At 38.2% G+C, this 20,229-nt stretch carries 17 protein-coding genes and 1 tRNA gene; 6 read left to right on the top strand and 12 right to left on the bottom strand.

The window, feature by feature from the left end; translation table 11 throughout:
- Window positions 1-39: 39 nt before the first annotated feature.
- The 6 genes from GR929_RS00090 to GR929_RS00065 all read right to left on the bottom strand — a co-directional run bounded on the left by GR929_RS00090 (window position 40) and on the right by GR929_RS00065 (window position 8,705).
- Window positions 40-1,776, bottom strand: a complete 1,737-nt coding sequence (locus GR929_RS00090; RefSeq protein ID WP_159516881.1) for a RagB/SusD family nutrient uptake outer membrane protein — start codon at window positions 1,774-1,776, stop codon at window positions 40-42.
- An 18-nt stretch (window positions 1,777-1,794) separates the two neighbouring features.
- The gene (locus GR929_RS00085) at window positions 1,795-5,124 is read right to left on the bottom strand and encodes a TonB-dependent receptor (protein ID WP_201300855.1); all 3,330 of its coding nucleotides are present in this window, start codon (window positions 5,122-5,124) and stop codon (window positions 1,795-1,797) included.
- A gap of 147 nt (window positions 5,125-5,271) precedes the next feature.
- Window positions 5,272-6,336: a FecR family protein gene (locus GR929_RS00080; RefSeq protein WP_159516880.1), complete on the bottom strand. Its 1,065-nt coding sequence runs from the start codon at window positions 6,334-6,336 to the stop codon at window positions 5,272-5,274.
- Between the two features lie 145 nt (window positions 6,337-6,481).
- Window positions 6,482-7,129, bottom strand: a complete 648-nt coding sequence (locus GR929_RS00075; RefSeq protein ID WP_159516879.1) for an RNA polymerase sigma factor — start codon at window positions 7,127-7,129, stop codon at window positions 6,482-6,484.
- 12 nt (window positions 7,130-7,141) lie between these two features.
- The gene (locus GR929_RS00070) at window positions 7,142-8,344 is read right to left on the bottom strand and encodes a site-specific integrase (RefSeq protein WP_159516878.1); all 1,203 of its coding nucleotides are present in this window, start codon (window positions 8,342-8,344) and stop codon (window positions 7,142-7,144) included.
- A gap of 285 nt (window positions 8,345-8,629) precedes the next feature.
- A tRNA-Lys gene (locus GR929_RS00065) sits at window positions 8,630-8,705 on the bottom strand.
- Window positions 8,706-8,941: 236 nt separating this feature from the next.
- Here GR929_RS00065 and GR929_RS00060 point away from each other — a divergent pair.
- The 4 genes from GR929_RS00060 to GR929_RS00045 all read left to right on the top strand — a co-directional run bounded on the left by GR929_RS00060 (window position 8,942) and on the right by GR929_RS00045 (window position 14,594).
- Window positions 8,942-10,747, top strand: coding sequence for an SLC13 family permease (locus GR929_RS00060; RefSeq protein WP_159516877.1), 1,806 nt, complete (start codon window positions 8,942-8,944; stop codon window positions 10,745-10,747).
- A gap of 113 nt (window positions 10,748-10,860) precedes the next feature.
- Entirely contained in the window at window positions 10,861-11,769 is a 909-nt protein-coding gene (cysD, locus tag GR929_RS00055) for a sulfate adenylyltransferase subunit CysD (RefSeq protein WP_159516876.1), read from the top strand.
- A 53-nt stretch (window positions 11,770-11,822) separates the two neighbouring features.
- The gene (gene cysN, locus GR929_RS00050; protein WP_159516875.1) at window positions 11,823-13,718 is read left to right on the top strand and encodes a sulfate adenylyltransferase subunit CysN; all 1,896 of its coding nucleotides are present in this window, start codon (window positions 11,823-11,825) and stop codon (window positions 13,716-13,718) included.
- A gap of 342 nt (window positions 13,719-14,060) precedes the next feature.
- Window positions 14,061-14,594: a hypothetical protein gene (locus GR929_RS00045; protein WP_159516874.1), complete on the top strand. Its 534-nt coding sequence runs from the start codon at window positions 14,061-14,063 to the stop codon at window positions 14,592-14,594.
- A 96-nt stretch (window positions 14,595-14,690) separates the two neighbouring features.
- Here GR929_RS00045 and GR929_RS00040 read toward each other — a convergent pair whose 3' ends face one another.
- The 5 genes from GR929_RS00040 to GR929_RS00020 all read right to left on the bottom strand — a co-directional run bounded on the left by GR929_RS00040 (window position 14,691) and on the right by GR929_RS00020 (window position 17,762).
- A complete protein-coding gene (locus tag GR929_RS00040) occupies window positions 14,691-15,503 on the bottom strand; it encodes a DUF2202 domain-containing protein (RefSeq protein WP_159516873.1) in 813 nt (270 codons plus the stop codon).
- 16 nt (window positions 15,504-15,519) lie between these two features.
- Window positions 15,520-16,008: a hypothetical protein gene (locus tag GR929_RS00035; RefSeq protein WP_159516872.1), complete on the bottom strand. Its 489-nt coding sequence runs from the start codon at window positions 16,006-16,008 to the stop codon at window positions 15,520-15,522.
- A gap of 189 nt (window positions 16,009-16,197) precedes the next feature.
- Window positions 16,198-16,716, bottom strand: a complete 519-nt coding sequence (locus GR929_RS00030) for a periplasmic heavy metal sensor (protein ID WP_159516871.1) — start codon at window positions 16,714-16,716, stop codon at window positions 16,198-16,200.
- Complete coding sequence (locus tag GR929_RS00025; RefSeq protein ID WP_159516870.1) at window positions 16,713-17,135, bottom strand: anti-sigma factor; 423 nt, start codon at window positions 17,133-17,135, stop codon at window positions 16,713-16,715. Before GR929_RS00025 ends, GR929_RS00030 begins: the two co-directional genes overlap by 4 nt.
- 48 nt (window positions 17,136-17,183) lie before the next feature.
- Window positions 17,184-17,762, bottom strand: coding sequence for an RNA polymerase sigma factor (locus tag GR929_RS00020; RefSeq protein ID WP_159516869.1), 579 nt, complete (start codon window positions 17,760-17,762; stop codon window positions 17,184-17,186).
- Between the two features lie 239 nt (window positions 17,763-18,001).
- Here GR929_RS00020 and GR929_RS00015 point away from each other — a divergent pair, with 239 nt between their 5' ends.
- Both GR929_RS00015 and GR929_RS00010 read left to right on the top strand, forming a co-directional pair.
- Window positions 18,002-19,027 carry a Gfo/Idh/MocA family protein gene (locus GR929_RS00015; protein ID WP_159516868.1) on the top strand — a complete coding sequence of 342 codons (1,026 nt, stop codon included), beginning with the start codon at window positions 18,002-18,004 and terminating at the stop codon, window positions 19,025-19,027.
- A 217-nt stretch (window positions 19,028-19,244) separates the two neighbouring features.
- Window positions 19,245-19,517, top strand: a complete 273-nt coding sequence (locus GR929_RS00010) for a hypothetical protein (RefSeq protein ID WP_159516867.1) — start codon at window positions 19,245-19,247, stop codon at window positions 19,515-19,517.
- Between the two features lie 13 nt (window positions 19,518-19,530).
- On the opposite strand, the gene GR929_RS00005 is transcribed toward GR929_RS00010, so the two are convergent.
- Window positions 19,531-20,010: a PaaI family thioesterase gene (locus GR929_RS00005; RefSeq protein ID WP_159516866.1), complete on the bottom strand. Its 480-nt coding sequence runs from the start codon at window positions 20,008-20,010 to the stop codon at window positions 19,531-19,533.
- Between the last annotated feature and the right edge of the window lie 219 nt (window positions 20,011-20,229).

Below are 20,229 nucleotides of genomic sequence, written 5' to 3'. Positions count from 1 at the left end.
ATTTTCTCGTATACTTCCTTGATTAAAGGATATCAACAATTACTCATATCCCGGGTTTTGCTCTAAAACTGCCCCTGTATTAGCCTCAATATCAGCATAAGGTATTGGCCAAAGATTATGATAATCTTTGATTTCATCACTATTCAGCTGATTATACAAGCGCACACGTTCAACAAGCTTACTTGTGCGCATTAGAGTTATTCTGCGAGGCTCCTCATAAACTAATTCTCGAGCTCTTTCGTCCAGTATATAATCCAATGTTACATCTGATGCATTTACAGGAGTAGCCTCAGCTCTTCCCCTTACAACATTTATATCGGCAGCAGCATTTGTTGCATCTCCATTATCGAAATAAGCTTCTGCTCGAAGCAAATAAGTTTCAGGAAGTCGTAAGATATACATATCGCGATATGTTGACCCCGCAGCAGATGTAAGTGTTAGATTATCTTTATCTTCGAATAAAGCATCAGGATGTTTCCCCGGTGTGGTTATTTTACTTGGATATGGATACCATCTCCAATGTTGGTTTTGCCATGTTGGACTATTCAGGGTCCCATCTTCTAAAACAGCACTTTGCCCATAATAAGCCGACTCAGGATTGTTGTAAACAATATCACGAACAATATTATGTTCCGAATTTCTAATGTCGTTATCAAAATCACTCTCCCATAAAGTATTTAAAAAGAAATCCGTATTTTGTATAAAAGAGACACCCCTTCCCGCCGAATTATAGTTCGATTGTGCTTTACTTAATGTACCTGCATATCCATCAGGATCCAGAAAAACAGAGATTCCGCCACCTGCAGGAGCAGCCCATCTTTCTAAACAATTTCCTGTATTGCTAGTCGAAGATAATAAACCACCATCCGTGTCCACCTCCATTTGAGCGACCCATAAGGCCTCTGTATTTCCACTCCTACGGTTTTGATTATTAGGCTGAAATAAATCCCAAAAAACATCACCGGGTTTAGTGAATTTCAAAAATTCGTCATATGGATCTTCATTCGCCCGGCTTCCAAAACGATCAGTCATAAGGGATGTATTTACATCATTGATAACTTCTGAAGCGGCCGTAATTGCTTCATCATATTTTCCCAAAGAAATATAAGTTTCTGCCAGGTAATGATAAGCCACAAGGTTTGAAACTCTCCCATCGGTTACCTCACTTATGGAGGGAAGGTTCTCTGCTGCATTTTTAAAGTCGCTGACCATTTGCTCTAACACTTCTTCTTTGCTAGCCCGGACATAGTCATCTTTTGGCGCAGTCACTTCTTCCAGTATCAAAGGAACACCGCCATACAGGTACACTAGGTAACGGTAAGCATAAGCCCTGAAAAATTTAGCTTCAACTCCCACAAGCACTTGTTCTTCATCGGTTAATTCTGAGCTTTCCAAGCGTGAAATAATGGTGTTGGCATTGGCAATTACTTTGTACCAAAAATCCCACACATCTCCAACAATGTTATTCGTAGGAACCATATAAACATCATAATCCCCAAAACGGCCAGAAGTTTCCCTGGCATGAAAAGCAATATCTGTTGCCAAGAAGTGGACAAATCCATATTCATTATCACCACCGCCGAAATTGTAAATTCGAACTTTTGCATATAAATCTGTAAGGGCACTTTCGAATTGCTCGGGAGTAAGATACGAATTTTCGAGACTGTAAAAGTTTAATGCTTCTTCTTCTAAAAATTCACTTTCGTTACACGAGAAGAGACATGAAAACAAAATAAACAGTAAAATGTATTTCGATTTATTAATTATTATTTTCATTTTTCGTAGATTATTAGGTTAAAATGTAAGGTCGAGACCTAATGTATAGGATTTCATTACAGGGTATGCACTACCATTGCTAATACCTTGCCCAGTTTCAGGATCCCATCCATCCCATTTGGTAAAGGTCAACAGGTTTTTGCCACTAATGTATATTTTTGCATCTCCTATTCCCAGTTTGTTCAACAATGAAGCCTCCAGCTTGTAAGCTAAAGAAATATCCTGCAGCCTCACAAAGCTTCTTGATTGATATCTAGAAGCACTAATAGACGGAGATAACCAGCTATTCTTATACTTTGCATTTGGATTAGAAGGAGACCAGTAATCATAAAAATTAAACCAGTTGTAGTTTTGAGCTAAGCCTGTTGAATATCCACTCGGATTATTGGCCTTCATATATCCATTTTTTCCTCCCTGGATAGAATTAATGAAAAAGCGAAGAGTGAAATTTTTATATTTTAAAGTATTTTGAATTCCAAATTGGTATACAGGCTCCGTGTGTCCCAGGATTTTCCGATCCTTAGCCGCACTAATTATTCCATCACCATCTTGATCTACGATCCTGTATGTTCCCGGGAAAAAACCAGTCATTATATCATCATCCAACTGCCACATTCCATCGATTTCGTATGTATAGATCGCACCAATAGATTCGCCAATAAATAACCCACTTGAAACCAAATCATCTTCAACGCCATCACCATCTTCGTCTATTCCTATCAGTTCTTTTATTTCATTTTTATTTGTAGAAATATTAAGATCCAGATTCCATGTAAAATTGCTCGCTTTAACGGGTGTTGTAAAAACAGCCAGCTCAAAGCCAGTATTAGCAATTTTCCCCAAATTAGTTGTTATGTCCGAAAAACCTGTCATTTCAGGTAACGTCATATCCCATAATAAATCTGTGGTTGTTGTGCGGTAGTACTCAATATTACCCCTTAAGCGATTGTTAAACGCTGCAAAATCTATCCCAAAATTAAATCCGGTGGTTGTTTCCCAACTTAGTTCGTTATTAGCTAAAGATGTTGGTTCTTGCCCATTTGATGTTGAAGCTCCATCTCCAAATACATATTGAGAATAACCATCAGATTCGACAACGGCAAGCGAACTATAACGGGTTGTTAAATTCCCGTTTTCACCGTAACTGCCCCTTAACTTGAAATATTCAAGAGACGGAATGTTATAAAAGTTTTCATCCGATAGTACCCAACCTAAACCAACTGAAGGAAAGATTCCGAACTTATTATTTTTAGAAAAACCGCTGAAGCCATCGCGACGAATAGTAGCCGTTAACAAATAGCGATTTTTGTAATTGTAATTCATACGCCCCATCTGATACAGCGATGACTCTTTCCATGCTGAAGAAGAAATGTTTTGGACAGTTGCCTGCTGGAGACTGTTATACGATAAGTCAAGGTTCGAAAAATTTGTTCCTAAAGCTGTTGTTTTTTCATAGTCTGTTTGTGTACATCCATAAACAATAGTAAACTCGAGACTGTGTACTTCATTGATTTTTTTATTATAAGTAACAATATTATCCAATAACATATCATTTGTCGAAGCATTTACTTTGTATGCTGATCCTGTCTGACTTTCGTCGTATTTGTTACTGTAATAGTGACTCTGCCATCTCAGGTTATTGCTATAGTTAATACGATAACTTAAACCTTTAATCCAGGGAATAGAAACAATTCCATAAAAATTTCCTGAAATGCTGTTCCTTAAATCTTCGTCATCTGCCGTGGCATCAAGAAAAGGGTTTATAATGTTGTCTCCTAAATGATTAACGACATAGTCTCCATTTTCATCTTTAGGTAAAACAAAGGGAGATGTCTTTGCTAAGCTACTCATATTAGGGCATACTCCTGAATAATCATTGAATGTGCCAAATGTATTTATGCCAGCTTTTAGCCATGGAGTTACTTGCGTTTCTATGTTAATACGTACCGAAGAGCGTTGATAATCGTCATTCATTAAAAAGCCTTCGTAATCGGTATACCCCCCCGACACAAAATAAGATGTATTTTTTGTTCCTCCACTAAGGCTAAGATTATGTGTTACGAGATGCCCAGGAGAAGTTAAAGCATCCCACCAATCAAAATCAGTTCCATTTTCTATCCCTTCAATGTTTGCAAGAACCAATTCGCTTTGAGAATAATCCCAATCCGTATTTTCTTCCAAATAATCACTGGCAAGATAAGCTGTTTCGTAGTTTATATCTTTTATTTTTTTTAGAAATTCTTCCTGATTTAGTAGTCGTGCATTATTTGTTGGTGTTTGCATTGTTGCAGATACCGTATAATTAATTTCCGGTCTTTTATTTGCTTTACCGCTTTTGGAAGTTATCAGTATAACTCCGTTTGCAGCCCTTGCTCCATAAATTGCTTTACTACTTGGGTCTTTTAATACATCAACTGATTTAATATCATTAGGATTTAATCTGGTAATACTCCCATTGTAAATAATGCCATCTAAAATTATTAAAGGATCTGTTGATCCATTTAAAGTTGAAGTTCCTCTTACTGAAATGCCAGCTTCTTGCCCTGCCTGATTAGTTTGTCCTATTCTTACTCCAGGTACAGCACCCTGTAACGATTGCAAAATACTTACATTGGGAGATTCACGAAATGCTTCAATATTTGCAGAAACAACAGATCCTGTCAGATCGCTTTTTTTCATCGTCCCATATCCGATAGCCACAACTTCTTCAATCCCAATAGCCTCTTCTATAAGAGTTACGTCAATTGACGTTTGTTCATTAACTGGTATTTCCTGTGCTTTCATTCCCACGAAAGAGAATACCAGAATGGCATCCCCCGCTACATTATTAAGAATGTAATTCCCATCGGAATCGGTAATGGTACCCTTTGTCGTGCCTTTTAAGACTACGGTTACACCAGGGAGCGGCATATTTGATGAATCGGTTACTTTACCTAAAACTGTAAGTGACTTCTGCTGTATTGTAGTGGCATTACTATCTTCAGGAAGACTTAGCACAATAAATCTATCCTGTATTGTATAATCAACCTTTGTTCCCGCAAATAGCGATTTTAAAACTTCATCTATTTTTGTATCCTGAACATTAATTGAAACTAACCTGTTTACATCGATGACTTCAGCACTATACATAAAATGAAATTCACTTTGATCCTCTATTTTAGATAGGACTTCGCGAACCGTTGCTTTTTCCATGTTGAGATTAAGCATTTTTGATTGCGAATACGTTTTGTTCGCGAGAACACCGAACATAGAAATCATGATCAAAAAGGCTGTTAGTTTCATAATCCTTAATACTTTTTTATGCCCAGGAAATTTTATATCCCCAGACAAATCCTGATTTTTTTTCATATTTTTGTATTGATTAGTTTATAATTACCCTGTATATCAGACAGGGATTTAATTTAATCTCTTCAGGGAAGTGTTGGCGCATTTCCCTGTTGTCGTTTTGTTAGGTTATATCATAGGCAAATCACTTTTAGTTAGGTTTTAATTTTATTATCGTTTTTCCAATATTACTTTTTGCTTTGAGTACGAACCATCCGGTAACTTTTTTCGGGGTAATATTTTATAATCTATTGGAGTTGCTAAAGCCATCAGGTCTAAGATCTGGTCTAGGGGATCACCCGTAAAGGTGACCGTATATGTATAATTCTTTATTTCATCTTTAACTTCGAAATCAACATTAAACATTCGACTCAGTCTATCAGTAACCTGAAGTATAGGTGTATCTATGAAGATTAGCTTGCCTTCAGTCCATGAAATGTACTTTTCAATGTTACCGTCAGTACTCGAAATTGATCCATTCAGCAAATTATAGTTTACATGCAAGCCGGGTTTCATTGTGCCAATCGTTTCAGTTTTCCCATCCTTCTTTTCTTGCTCCAAAATAACCTTTCCGGTAACAAGCGTAGTTTCAATAAAATTATTATCAGGATAAGCTAAGACATTGAAAGTCGTTCCAACCGCTTTTACGTTTAAGTTCCCAGCTTTTACGATAAACGGCTTTTCAGGATTATGTGCGACTTTAAAGAAGCCCTCACCGGTAAGAGTTACTTCCCGTGTGTTACTTGAAAAAAAATACGGATATTTAATTTTGCTACCATAATTTAACTGCACCTCTGAGCCATCAGATAGCTGTACTACAGTTTGTGATCCAAATGGAGCAATAACTTCTAGAGAATCAACGGCAAGTTTAGCATATTTATCAGATTCAATTCTTTTCTCAGAAAGAGTATAAAGTAAGATGGTAAGTACTGGTATTAGCAAAATAGCTGCAGCTTTTGTCAACCAATTTGGTGGAACAAATAATTTTAGTGATTTGCTTTCTCTCCCATTGCTATTTGAATTGTTATCATCTATTTTTTTCTGGATTTTATCAAAAATTGCATAAAAGTCATCATCATATATATCGTTGGTCTCCTGGTGGGAGTTCCATACCTCAATGCTCCATCTCGTATCTTCTTCATTTAATGCATTAGTCCTTATCCAACTATACACCTCATCGACTTCGGCATCTGTGCAATGATTGTTTAAAAATTTTATAAGTAATTCTTTTTTCATTCTTATCTGAATACACCTTCCAAAATTCTTTGAAAGGCAATAAATTAACCGACCTGCTTAAACCAAAATTAAACTTCTTCTTTGAAGTTTCTAAAAGTTATACACTTAATCTGGCTAATCGAAGTATGTAAAAAGTGACTTTTTTTTAATTCAAAAACAAGAAAACAAATAACAGACTGATTGCCTGTCCATTATCAATTTTAGATTTTAGAAAAGCAAGTGTATTTGCTATGTGTTTTTTTACTGTATTAACCGAAATATTCAGTTTAATGGCTATTTCATCATGTGATAGTCCTTGTTCACGACTTAACTGAAATATTTCTTTCTGACGGGGAGTCAATTCATTCAGTAGCGATTGTACTTTACTATTCAATTCATTAAAGTGGATTTCATCGATTAAATCAGGTGAATCATGGGTGCGCTGCAATGATTTAATATACTCAATATATTTCTTCTCATTAGCTTTCTTGCGCAGCATATTCATTGTGGCATTGTAAGCTACGGTAAACAGAAATGATTCGAACGAAGAATATGCGTCAATTTTACTTCGAGATTCCCAAATTTTCACAAAAACCTCCTGAACAATTTCTTCTGTATCTTCTTTCTGTTTCACATATTTTAGGACAAACCCATATAGTCTATTATAGTACCTTTCATAAATGTGGAAAAAAGCAACCCTGTCATCCTTTTGAATGAGTATCAGAAGCTCCTTATTTGATTTTAAATTTTTCAAGGCTATAAAAAATGTAGTTTGCAAATATATCGCTTTTTGAATAATAATTGGAATTTGCATCTACTAGGGGATTTATTTAAAAACCCTAGTTAGTCTTTCCATATCCTTACTAATCTTCGAATCCACAATCCTTGCATAGATTTGAGTCGTTTTTAACGAAGTATGTCCCAACATCTTTGAAACAGTCTCAATAGGAACTCCATTAGCTAAAGTAACCGTTGTGGCAAAAGTATGGCGAGCCACATGCATGGATAATTTCTTTTTTATCCCGCAAATTTCTGCTAATTCTTTTAGGTATTCATTCATCTTTTGATTTGAGCGCACAGGGAGCAGCTTTCCTTTATTTTTGTTCTCAGGGAAATTACCATATTTCCCCAATATGGCTTTGGCTTGGGGTAATAAAGGAATCTGACACCGGATATTGGTCTTATTCCGATCAATGATGATCCATTTGCCACCGTCATTCCCTTGATGAATATGGCTGTGGCTAAGCTCAATGAGTTCTGCATACCCCAGCCCTGTATAACATGCAAAAACGAATACATCCCGGATAATCTCCATTCTGAGTGTGTTGATCTCCTTACTTTTGATTTTTTCCAGTTCCTGGATTGTCAGGTAATCCCTGTGAGTTTCATTGCGGCTAACTTTGAATGAACTGTATGGATTATGGGAAAGCAAATTCATGGCGATGGCCGTATTTAGAACCTTCTTCAAATGCTTATGATAGGTGAGGACAGTGTTCGGCTTTAGCCGGTGCTCAGTTTTAAGATAGAGGTCAAATGAATTCAAAAAGCTGTAGTCAACCATTGATAGAGGGAAGTCATTTTTCCTAAGTTTGATCTTGAAAAAATGTGCCAGCCGCTCCCTGCTGGTTTTGTAGTGTTTCAATGTTCCTTCTGAATAATCATTTCCAACCCGTGCCTCTATACCTTTAATAATGTTGTCCAGGATTTCAATCACTCCTTTTTCGTCGCTCACTCCTTGCAATCTGCTTTTTACATGAAATACGGAAAAGGGATTTCCTTTAGATTCCAACTGATTGTACACATCCTGCACGCGTGAACCAATTTTATCCAACCGGTTGTTTAGAATTTTTGCTTCTTCTGTTCTTCCAATCACCTTTTGCATTCCATCATCCCAGGATTCCTGGATAATAAAAATTCCAGTAGATAATTCGAAACGTTGGCCATTCATCGTGCACCGGACATAAACCGGGCATTTCCCGTCTGCACGGGACTTTGACCTCTTTAAAGAAAAACTTACAGTAATTCGCATAAATCAACTCATTTTTTGGTTTTAAAATGGTCTCGTTTCCATGCTTAAAACTAATCCCGCTGGGGTCTCATTTCCTAGCATCAAAACGAAACAAAATAATTCAAAATGAATTGATCATCAGAAAACTACGTCGATTACCGAGACCTATTTAAGGTTTTCTGACGATAGGTCTCGATATGGTCTCGTTTATTTTGCGATTTGGTGCATATTTTGGTGTCTGTCGCAAAATAAAAAAGCGCCTAAACCTATGATTTAAGCGCTTTTAAGTCTTTTTGATTTCTTAATTGGTGACTCAGCTGGGGTTCGAACCCAGGACCCCATCCTTAAAAGGGATGTGCTCTACCAGCTGAGCTACTGAGTCATCCTGTATGTTGCCTTTTTGTTTAAAGGCGGTGCAAAAATATGTTTTTCAACCTAAACGACAAAAGAAAATATCAATAAAAAAAGCACACACAGCCAACAAAACAGGCAACTTTAAGGGAATGAGTAAATTATAACAGTATTTTTTTCTTCACCTAGGTTTCCTTTTAAATTAAGTATTTCACTCCATAGGTGGTTAGGTAAATAAACTTACTTTTGTTTCAAAAATCACCATTGATGACTTTTGAAGGCTATTTTGTTATTGCAGTTATTGTGGTCATGATAATTGCACTGATTAACGATTGGATGCGTCCAGGACTGCTGCTCTTTTCAGCACTTGTCGTGTTAATGTCGGCAGGAGTTGTCACCACCCAGGAGAGCCTTGCGGGCTTTTCAAACAAAGGGATGCTCACGGTGGCTGTCCTGTTTTTGGTTAGTGAAGGAGTTCGACAAACCGGGGCATTGAATATTGTTGCCCGTGCATTTCTACCAAAAAGAAGAGGTAAAATGCCCATCACATTGACTAAAATTTTGATTCCTGTTTCTTTCATTTCAGCCTTCTTAAACAACACGCCGGTAGTCATCATTTTTGCTCCGATGATAAAAAACTGGGCAGAAAAAATGAACCTTTCTCCTCAGAAGTTTCTGATACCTCTGTCGTATGCGACTATTCTAGGTGGTATTTGTACCTTAATCGGAACATCTACAAATCTGGTTGTGCACGGCCTAATGCTTGAAAACGGGTTTGATGGATTGTTTATGTTTGAACTAGGGAAAGTGGGCATCTGGATCGCCCTGACCGGTTTTATTTATTTGGCATTCATTGGACATCGACTGCTTCCGGGCAAAAAAAACAACAATAAAAGAGATAGCCTGGATTACAAAGAGTATTTTTTAGATGCGACTCTCCCACCCAACAGCTCACTTGCTGGCGAAGAAATTAATAATGGACGTACGCATCAATTAAAAAATATCATTATCCATTCGATTGAAAGAGATCATGAAATTATTGATGCCCGCAAAGGAAAATATATCCTTCATCAGGATGATAAGCTTGTTATTGCTGTAAAGTCTGAAATACTTGAAAACCTTATTCCTCAGCGTAAATTAGAATTCAAAGCTCTTAAAGGATTTGGTAAATTTTATAAAAGCACCGACATCAAACAAATTGAAGCTGTTATTGCTCCCCGTTTTCCCGGGATTAATCAAACAGTTGACCAATTTGACTTTTTAAACCACTACCAAGCCGAAGTATTAGCAGTCTATAGAAATGGAGAAACCATATCAACAAATGTTGGAGATTTCCGGATGAAAGCAGGTGACAGCCTGGTACTTCTAACAAACGAAAATTTCATAAAAAACTGGGGCGAATCTACCGGATTTTACCTGACCTCTTTTATTGGGGAAATTCCCCCGCCACGATACAAAGGACAACGACTACTCGCATTATTACTCGTTTTACTAATGATTGTTGGTGCGACGATTGGTCGCTATTTACCCGAAGTTGGCGGGAATAAATTGGACATGTTTTACTTTGCGGCTATCGTTGCCGTTTTGATGGCCTGGATTAATATTCTTCCAAACCGGAAATATACCAAAGCAATTTCGTGGGATGTGTTAATAACCATTGCCTGTGCTTTTGGATTAAGTAAAGCCTTACAAAATTCTGGAGCAGCGGACAGTATTGCAACAACCGCGATCAATTTTTCAAAATCATTTGGGCCGATTGGCGTACTGATCACAATCTATTTAATTACAACAGTTTTCACCGAGATTATAACAAATAACGCTGCCGCAGCTCTGGTTTTTCCGATTGCCTTTTCAGCCGCAACTCAAATGGGAGTAGATCCAAAGCCATTCTTTATTGCAATCTGCATTGCAGCGTCAGCAAGTTTCTCATCTCCAATCGGTTACCAAACAAACCTCCTGGTTCAGGGACTTGGAAACTATAAATTTGGCGACTACACCAAAGTAGGATTACCCTTGAATCTGATCGCGTTTATTATATCTGTCACCCTCATTCCAATGATTTGGCCATTCTAAATAAGGACAATAAGAGTTAATACTCATTAAACTTCGGTCAGAATACCTTATTTTTGCACCCTAATTATTTTTTACAGTCTTGCTCGTGCAAATGCGCTTGAAAAATTGATATCATGAATAAATATAATCTGACCCATTTACGTGAATTAGAAGCTGAAGCTATTCACATTATCCGTGAGGTGGCAGCCGAGTTTGAAAATCCCGTTATGCTATATTCGATCGGGAAAGACTCATCCGTTATGGTTCGTTTGGCTGAAAAAGCCTTTTACCCCGGTAAAGTTCCATTTCCATTGATGCACATTGATTCGAAATGGAAATTCAAAGAGATGATTGAGTTCCGCGATAATTACGCCAAAGAAAATGGTTGGGACTTAATCGTACATCACAACAAAGAAGGATTTGAAAGTGGTGTTGGGCCATTTACCCATGGAAGTAAGGTGCACACCGACGTCATGAAAACGCAGGCTTTGCTCGAAGGTTTGTCCAAGTATAAGTTCGATGCTGCTTTTGGAGGAGCTCGTCGTGATGAAGAAAAATCAAGAGCCAAAGAGCGTATTTTCTCTTTTCGTGATAAATTTCACCAATGGGATCCTAAAAATCAACGTCCGGAGCTTTGGAATATCTACAATGCCAAAGTACACAAAGGCGAGTCAATCAGGGTTTTCCCCATTTCAAACTGGACCGAATTAGACGTATGGCAATACATCAGACTGGAAAACATTCCAATCGTTCCACTTTATTATTCCAAAAAACGCCCAATCGTAGAAGTTGACGGCAACCTGATTATGGCAGATGATGAGCGCATGCCAAAAGAGTTAGCAGACAAGGCCGAAATGAAAGAAGTACGTTTTCGTACGCTGGGTTGTTACCCTCTTACCGGAGCTGTTGAATCGGAAGCAGACAACATTGAAAAAATTGTTGAAGAAATGATGACTGTGACTGTTTCGGAACGTACAACCCGGGTTATTGACTTTGACCAGGAAGGAAGTATGGAACAGAAAAAACGCGAAGGCTATTTCTAAACCACCACAATCAACATTCGACTTTGAATTATTAATTGAAGATTACACGACACATGGATATAAAGGCATTTCTTGATCAGGACGAAAAAAAGGATTTACTCCGCTTGCTAACAGCCGGATCAGTAGATGATGGAAAATCGACTTTAATCGGGCGACTTCTTTTTGACAGCAAACGACTTTACGAAGACCAATTGGCAGCTTTGCAGCGTGACAGCAAACGAGTGGGACATGCCGGTGAGGATATTGACTACGCCCTGCTACTTGACGGGCTAAAAGCCGAACGAGAACAGGGAATTACCATCGACGTTGCTTATCGCTACTTTTCAACCAATCGGCGAAAATTTATTATTGCCGATACCCCGGGGCATGAGCAGTATACGCGCAACATGGTAACCGGAGCATCAACTGCAAACCTGGCAATCATTTTAATCGATGCAACAAAGGGAGTAATTACTCAAACACGTCGCCATACGTTTTTAGTTTCATTACTGGGAATTAAGCACGTTGTGTTGGCTGTCAATAAAATGGACCTGGTTAATTTTGATCAGAAGATATTTGATGATATTTGCTCGGACTATAAAGATTTTGTGACACAGTTGGACATTCCGGATATTAACTACATTCCTATTTCAGCTTTAAAAGGAGATAATGTTGTCGACAAAACCGACAAAATGGAATGGTACAAAGGAAAGTCAATGCTCGACTTTTTAGAATCGGTACACATCAGTTCCGATCGTAATTTTGACGACCTGCGTTACCCTGTACAATATGTGCTGCGTCCCGACCGCGACTTCCGTGGATTTTCGACGAGAATTTCATCAGGAGTAATTCGCAAAGGTGAAGAAGTGATGGTGCTTCCTTCACGTAAAAAGTCAAAGGTAAAAAGCATTATTACATATGATGGTGAGTTGGAGGAAGCATTTCCGCCACAAGCTGTTACGGTTACACTCGAAGATGAAATTGACATTTCCCGGGGAGATATGTTGGTGCACCCTGATAATTTACCGCGAATTGAGCGCCATTTTGAAACGATGCTGGTTTGGATGGATGAAACGCCAATGGATCCGACCACACAGTTTTTCATTAAGCATGCCAACAACAATACAAAAGCGCGTATCGATCAGGTCAAATATAAAGTTGATGTCAACAACCTTCAAAAATCAGAAATTGATCACTTGAAGCTGAATGAGATCGGGCGGGCAGTTTTAACAACCAACAAACCACTATTTTTCGACCCTTATAAAAAGAATAAAAATACTGGAGCATTTGTTTTAATTCACCCGGTAACCAACAATACGGTTGCAGTTGGAATGATCATCGACAAATTAAGCCCGGATGATTTACCCTCGAAAATTAGTGACAAACACCGCGATCAAATCCGAAAAGGAGAAGGATTAATTGCACAAAAAGAATATCAGAAACGATACAACCAAAAAGGAGCTACTCTTTGGGTAACCGGCCTACATGGATCGGGCAAAAACGAATTTGCTTTCAGCCTTGAAAAGCAACTATTTGACATGGGTGCAACAGTTGTATTACTTGATGGAAGTTCGGTTCGCTCCGGCCTGTCAAAAGAACTGGATTACTCACCAACCGACCGGGCTGAACACTTGCGTCGGGTAGCAGAAGTTTGTCGATTATTAAACGACCAGGGTATTATCACAATATGCTCGTTCATTTCTCCCGACGAATCGATACGAACACAAGTAGGTGAAATAATCGGTGAAAATCAATTCCACCTATTTCATATGGATGCGTCGCTTGAGTTTTGTAAAAAGAATAAGCCTGATTTGTATGAAGATGAAACAATCCAGTATGTTCCAGGAGTTGACATTCCTTTTGAAGCTCCGGTAAATGCAGCACTAAATCTTGATCCTACTCAAAATGGGAATAACCCTGAAAAGGTGATCGAATACATCCGGGAAAAGAAAATTTTCCCTCTACAATAAAGAAAGTACACAGGCTACGATTAAATATTGAAAGGCAGAGATTATTAGTTCTCTGCCTTTTCTCATTTCAAACAACTAATAATCAGCCAGTCTTATACAAAATTGAAACCCACTAGCATTCCACAATGTGCTGATTTTTCCAACCGCATGTATTTGAGCAGGTTAAACGCTCGCAGTCGTTATTAGGAAATAAATCATACCTTTTCTCGTTAACTAGTTATCGATTTCGGTCAGTGTACAACCTGTCTTGATAACCAAAAGTGAGGGTTTAATAACTCGTCCCGATAACCCATTGACAATTAGCTCAAAATGTCTGAAATTAGCTACTCAATACAAGAAAATATGACTCCAGCTCAGAGGTTTTATAAATACTTTAACAATGAACACCGGGTAAGTAATGATACATCGTACCCGCAGAGTGAAAATGAATTTGTTAAAGAATTTATTACCCATACACCTGAAATAATTGATGAGCTTGAAACCAACTTAATTAAGCACGAAGTCCACGAATTCTATATTAAGGTTAAAAATCTGAAATACCTCTGCGAATATAGCGAGGAATTTAATCGCTACTGGCTCTTAATGAGATCGTTAAGCGGTGGTTTAAAGCGGTTATTAGAGGAACCGACAAAAGAACACGCTACGGATGTGTATGTCTATTATTACAGTAATTATGGTGGTAGACGAAAATTACGAAACGAAAGTTGGTTTGAGAATCATCGTTGGGAATTTCTGGATAGACTGTCAGCGATCTCTAATGATGAAGAATTGAATGATTTTATCCTTGAAAAAATTGATGTGCTCACCAGCTACTTTCAATTCTATAAAAAGGAACTTTATTACTTCAGCCTGGAGCTGAAAAGACTCATAGAATAAAAGTAAATTAAAAAGGGGAAACAATATTCAATTGTTTCCCCTTTGACTTTTCATCAAAAATTACTAGTTCCCTCTTTTTCGATTCCTATAGCGATTCTATTGCCCCGTCCCGCCTGAAGCTGGAATACGATCACAAACAGATGAGCTGGATCCACCACTCAAACCACCATTGCCATTTTTACGATTGGCGTAGCCGTAACCAAGCGCGCAGTTTCCAGCTCCACGACCTCGCTCCATTTCTGCAGCTATCGTTTCCGTATAATATTCGTCACTTAATAATGTTGGCTCATAATCAAACCCGTTTTGAGCCAACACACGAGTAAATGCACGCAGATGATTGCGCGAACCACGTAGTAAGTTTTCGTACACTAGCTCGATATCTTCGTTACAAGTGTCTTCCAAACGCTGTTCTAAGTCCAAAATATCCAGCTCCTCAACGTACGCTCCAACCTTAAGTGCTTCCAACAGCGAAACTTCGCCTGCCGCTTTCAGGTCACTATATATCCCTTGTAAGGTTTCATTCGCAAATACCCCCGAAGCATCAACTGCGGGGTCTTCAATTTCGAATTGCTCAAGCAAATAAATCACCGCATTGGTATGGGTATTCTCACTGCGCGAAATATTAGCAAAAATCCGCATAGCATACTCCGCATTGAATAATGCATAAAGATCACCAGCGAGCTTTTCTTCTTCCCGCATCCATCTGAGACCTTCGATTTCAGCATCAGTTAATTCAGTTGGTTCAACAACCAAAGCTGACTTCAAACTATGAATTAATAAATCAGTGTTCCCATCAAGCCCTACTGAAAGTAAAGAAAGCTCTGATAGTTCAGCTCCGCTCATTTCGTGCTGTTCGCAAGCTGTCAATACAATACCAACTAATAAAAAGATATGAGCTAATTTTTTCATTATAGTCTCCTCTATTTTATCTATTATTATTCACTCTATTTCGTCCCTGTCCTCTATTGCCAAGAAAATTGCCATTGCAGTTCCCCGACCCTTTTCTCCCACGTCCCTGACCTAAACCTTTGCCATTGGGGACACCACATTGTCTTCCCGAATTATTTCTAAATTGCCCTCTGCCCGATTTCTGAATAGCCAGGTATTCTTTCTTTTGGTCCTCATTCAGAATTTGTAAAACCTGGCTACGATGATTGCTCTTTGCTTGCTGCATCTTATTGTAAACCTGATCTTTCTTATCCGAGTCAGTTGTTGCTCTGCGTTCTGCTCGAAAGGTATTCATCTCCGTCTGGTGAGTTTTTTCCAATTCCGTAATCTGGCTTTTCTGCTTGTCACTCAAATTAGAAATTTCATTGATACATGGGAGCGATCCCGACGACTTAGGTTGACTAATTCCAACTACTGAAAGTGCGAGTACAAGCAGCACACTTAAAATCATTACTTTAATTTTCATCTCTTTAATTTTTAAAATCATTAATTATTTCCACAGGCTTTCCCTGAAAAACGTTACAAGCAAATGTTTAATTGAATATTTATTAATAAGACACACCTTCCTGAAAATACTTGCGCTTCATTTCATTTATTTTCAAAAAAAAGCTTCACAAAAACTGTGAAGCCGCTTAATGGGAAAGCCAAGCAATTTCTATTGTCCTTTATGTTTTCCTCGGTTTCGCTGAGGGAGTTGAATATTTTGATCTGCCGATACCAGCGATCTAAAAATATGAGCTAACTGTTCTTTTTGCTCGTCATTACAAAGCTTCTTTAAACTAAGGTAAAACGAGTAAGTTATTGTTTTTAACTGGGCATGCTGCTCCCCAATTTGCACAGACAATTCCTTTAAACGACTTTGATCAGGAGTATCACGTATCATTTCGTCAACAAGGCTTGCTCTGAGGAATTCCAGTTCATGAGTAATCCCTCGGGCCTGCTGATTATAGCTTCGGTTAACCTCTCTGAAAAGATCAACCTGACCAGGGGACAATCCAAGTTGTTTTTTAAAATAGCGCGTACGTTGTTCTCCGGGGATTTGCGTCATTTCTTCATTTGACTCTTGTTTTAGCTCAGTATATCTGTGGTAAGCAAACGACAAGATTGTTGAGACATTGGTAGCTAACAGAATCACCACCAGCCAGGCTAATATTTTTGTTTTCGCAATCATCATTCTTCAGTCAATAAAAATTGTTCAATTGGTTCCTGCTTCACGCCATCAAAAAGCAACAATTCCGAGGTTACTGTTTCGTTCTGATAATCTAAAGTTGAGAAATTCTTGCCAAGCATGATCCCACCACTTATTGCAAAGATCAATAGCACAGAAAATACAACAACTTGCGCCCATGATCTGGACGTGACTCCCAACTGTTCATGCTGCTCCATTTTCGCTTTTAATCTGGTATAATAGAAGGGATCGGCTGAAACAAGCTTTTCAGACTGAATAGTAGCAAAATCTTCATTCAATCGATCAAGAAACAGGCTACACTCTTTACAGTGAACAAGATGCTCCTGAATGATTCTCGTTTCATTTTCCGGCAACGACTGTTCCCGAAAAAAAATTAGCTTATCCCTGATTTGCTGATGCTTCATAGTCTAAACATTTAATAATATGACACCAAGCAAGTTAAAAACTTGCATTCAATTTTCATTTTTATAACACGCATACAACGACTTCTGTAAATTCAGTTTTGCCCGATGCATTAGTGACTCCACCGAAGATACCGACAATTGCATTACATCGGCTATTTCCCGATACGACAAATCTTCAAACTTATTTAAGTTAAAGGCAATCCGCTGCCGTTCCGGGAGTGCATCAATCGCTTGATATAAGTTCGCTTTTCGCTCATTGTTTTCAGCCTGAAAATCTGGTCGGTCGGCATAGCTGTTTAATCTCACATCCAACGATTGACTCGTTCCAAACAAGGTATTCCCAATAGATTGAAAGAGTGATTGCTTTTTATGATCGCGGATAAAGTTCAATGATTTATTAACAGTAATCCGGTAAATCCAGGTTGATAGCTTCGACTCTCCTCGAAATTTGTGCGCAGAATTAAATACCTCAATAAACACGTCCTGACTAATATCTTCGGCATCGTGCATATTATGTACAAAGCTTTTGCATGTGTTCACGACCAACAACTGGTATTTTTCTACCAGTTCTTTAAAAGCTCTCTCATCGCCCGTCTGTATTGCTTGAATTAACTGTTCTTCGTCCATCGGCAATTTTAAACTACCTACTTGACACAAGTTAATGAAAAAACTTGCACCAAGAATTATTCTTTGTATGAATACGAGGCATTCGATGAAAAATTATTCATTCAATATTTTGTATCTTTCCCCGATCAAAACCATCTAAGGTCACGGACCTATTTGATATTTTCGGTTTCGCTTCTATCACTAATTGTTAAAGACTCGAAACATGACATTAAATTATTCGCACTACTTAGATCGCAAGCATGACAAAAAGATACAACTGGGCAATTTTAGGCTGTGGGAAAATAGCATCCAAATTTGCTGCTGATTTAATACTCCTCCCTCAAGCTAATCTCTATGCTGCCGCTTCGAGAAACATAGAACGATCGCAGCTTTTTGCCTCCAAATTTAATTTTGAAAAAGCTTACGGGAGTTACGAAGAGTTGGTAAATGACCCAAAAGTTGATATCGTTTATATTGCCACGCCGCACTCTCATCACCGTCAACACGCGCTACTTTCTCTTCAGCATAAAAAGGCTACCCTGTGCGAAAAAGCATTTGCAATAAACACAACAGAAGTAAAAGAAATGATTGCTTGTGCAAAAGCCAATAACACCTTTTTAATGGAAGCCTTTTGGACTCGGTTTCAACCCAGCTTTATTAAGGCCATGGAAATCATTGAATCAAAACGATTAGGCCAACTAAAGATCGTTCGTTCCGATTTCGCTTTTAATTCCCCAAAAGATGCAGCACAACGTTTGTATAATCCAGAACTCGGAGGTGGTGCTTTGCTTGATATTGGTATCTATCCGGTATTTGCTTCACTTCTGGCTTTAGGCAAACCCTCTCAAATAAAAACGCTTGTCCAATGTGGTTTTACCAATTGCGACGAGAGTATTTTGATGAGCTTCAGTTATTCAAATGGTGCCATGGCATCCTTAAGTGCGTCGTTTGCAGCTTACTCATCTACCCAAACTGAGTTTTGGTTCGAAAAAGGTTACCTACGCTTAAACAAACGCTGGTTTACGCCTACTACGCTGACCATTTGGGAAGAGGGAATGAACGAAGAACTAAACATTCCGGTTGAACAAACTAACGGTACTGGCTACCAATTCGAGGCACAACATGTTATGCAATGCTTGGATGAAGGTAAAACCGAAAGCAATTTAATGTCTCTCCAAAAATCGCTTGATTTAATCGAAATTTTAGATCGCGTGAGAGCCGATTGCGGAATTGTTTATCCTGAGCACGACCTCAATTCGCCTGATGAAAATCAGTTACTTGCCTGAAAATACTTGATAATTACCACCTCAACGTGTAATTATTCGAAGACTTGATCGACCAATTTCTGAAATTGAAATAGACGATTAAAAGCTCTATTAACATTTTTTAAAGAAAAATATCGGTCGTTCATCGATATTTTTCGGATACATGAAGTAAAAAAGGGTAATTTTGACAGTATTAAGTATCGAAATTGCACGAACTTAAATTGAAAAATAGAAACACATGAAATTAATTATTCTTGCATCATCAGTCTTTTATTTACTAGGTTTAAAACTAACCCATGAGGTGAAAATTAATCAGCCGCTTATTCCGGATAGCGTTTCGATTACTGCTCCTGCTGAAATAACACCGACTCCCGAGATTAAGCACAGTGATGAGCAGCTTCCGACGATTAAACAAGACAAAGAAGATAGTATCAGTAGCTATGGATCAACAGAAATTACAGCACCTTGGGGACCGATGAAAAACAATCTCAATATTCCAGCCGAAGCATAATTAATCAAAACGATTATTCGTAGAAAGCTTCGATTCCGGGGTAGTGAAATTTTTCACGGGCAATTTCTTCCGGAAAAATGAAATACTTAACATCAGCTTCAGCACAAAGCAGGCTATTCTGATCCAGGATCTCAGCATGTATAATTGCTAATCTCTTATTCATCTCAACTAACTTTCCTTTTATTGTTAATTCGCCTTGATTGGTATAAACCGGTTTTTTGTACTTTACCTGCATCTCAGCGGTAACTCCTGCCGTTTTACACTTTGTATAAACAACCCAAGCTGAAATTTCATCAAGCAAAGTAGCCTGAATTCCGCCGTGTAATACATTCTCCCAGCCCATAAATTCAGGACGCGGACTCCAGTTCGCAATAACGTTTTCGCCATCATCCCAAAATTCTAATTTAATTCCAATTGGGTTATGTGGTGAACAGCCAATACATTGGTATTTTTCAGGGTTGTTATTCCGATGAACATTGAGTATCTTTTTCATAATCGACAATTTTAAAGGATAAATTCACTCCCAAACGAACACGAATTTAACAAAAAAAACCTCTGCAAATTAATCACAGAGGTTTGACTTATCTAATTCAATAGTTTGTTCAAAAAATATAAATAATCAAGCGGCCATTGTGCCGAAATTCAATAGTTCTTTGACATGCTGATGATTTTTGATTGAGTTCGGGTTAATGGCGAACAGCCTGAAAAATCG

The sequence above is a fragment of the Sunxiuqinia indica genome (assembly GCF_009847015.1).
Taxonomy (GTDB): Bacteria; Bacteroidota; Bacteroidia; order Bacteroidales; family Prolixibacteraceae; genus Sunxiuqinia; species Sunxiuqinia indica.
The sequence above is the reverse complement of the archived record's forward strand: the minus strand, read 5'-3'. Positions and strand labels throughout refer to the sequence as shown.

Coding starts and splice junctions, on each gene's coding strand:
- GR929_RS00090 (WP_159516881.1), bottom strand. CDS start 1,776: ATGAAAATAATAATTAATAAATCGAAATACATTTTACTGTTTATTTTG.
- GR929_RS00030 (WP_159516871.1), bottom strand. CDS start 16,716: ATGATGATTGCGAAAACAAAAATATTAGCCTGGCTGGTGGTGATTCTG.
- GR929_RS00075 (WP_159516879.1), bottom strand. CDS start 7,129: ATGCAAATTCCAATTATTATTCAAAAAGCGATATATTTGCAAACTACA.
- GR929_RS00070 (WP_159516878.1), bottom strand. CDS start 8,344: ATGCGAATTACTGTAAGTTTTTCTTTAAAGAGGTCAAAGTCCCGTGCA.
- GR929_RS00060 (WP_159516877.1), top strand. CDS start 8,942: ATGACTTTTGAAGGCTATTTTGTTATTGCAGTTATTGTGGTCATGATA.
- GR929_RS00020 (WP_159516869.1), bottom strand. CDS start 17,762: ATGGACGAAGAACAGTTAATTCAAGCAATACAGACGGGCGATGAGAGA.
- GR929_RS00010 (WP_159516867.1), top strand. CDS start 19,245: ATGAAATTAATTATTCTTGCATCATCAGTCTTTTATTTACTAGGTTTA.
- GR929_RS00040 (WP_159516873.1), bottom strand. CDS start 15,503: ATGAAAAAATTAGCTCATATCTTTTTATTAGTTGGTATTGTATTGACA.
- cysN (WP_159516875.1), top strand. CDS start 11,823: ATGGATATAAAGGCATTTCTTGATCAGGACGAAAAAAAGGATTTACTC.
- GR929_RS00005 (WP_159516866.1), bottom strand. CDS start 20,010: ATGAAAAAGATACTCAATGTTCATCGGAATAACAACCCTGAAAAATAC.
- GR929_RS00035 (WP_159516872.1), bottom strand. CDS start 16,008: ATGAAAATTAAAGTAATGATTTTAAGTGTGCTGCTTGTACTCGCACTT.
- GR929_RS00015 (WP_159516868.1), top strand. CDS start 18,002: ATGACAAAAAGATACAACTGGGCAATTTTAGGCTGTGGGAAAATAGCA.
- GR929_RS00080 (WP_159516880.1), bottom strand. CDS start 6,336: ATGAAAAAAGAATTACTTATAAAATTTTTAAACAATCATTGCACAGAT.
- GR929_RS00045 (WP_159516874.1), top strand. CDS start 14,061: ATGACTCCAGCTCAGAGGTTTTATAAATACTTTAACAATGAACACCGG.
- GR929_RS00025 (WP_159516870.1), bottom strand. CDS start 17,135: ATGAAGCATCAGCAAATCAGGGATAAGCTAATTTTTTTTCGGGAACAG.
- cysD (WP_159516876.1), top strand. CDS start 10,861: ATGAATAAATATAATCTGACCCATTTACGTGAATTAGAAGCTGAAGCT.
- GR929_RS00085 (WP_201300855.1), bottom strand. CDS start 5,124: ATGAAAAAAAATCAGGATTTGTCTGGGGATATAAAATTTCCTGGGCAT.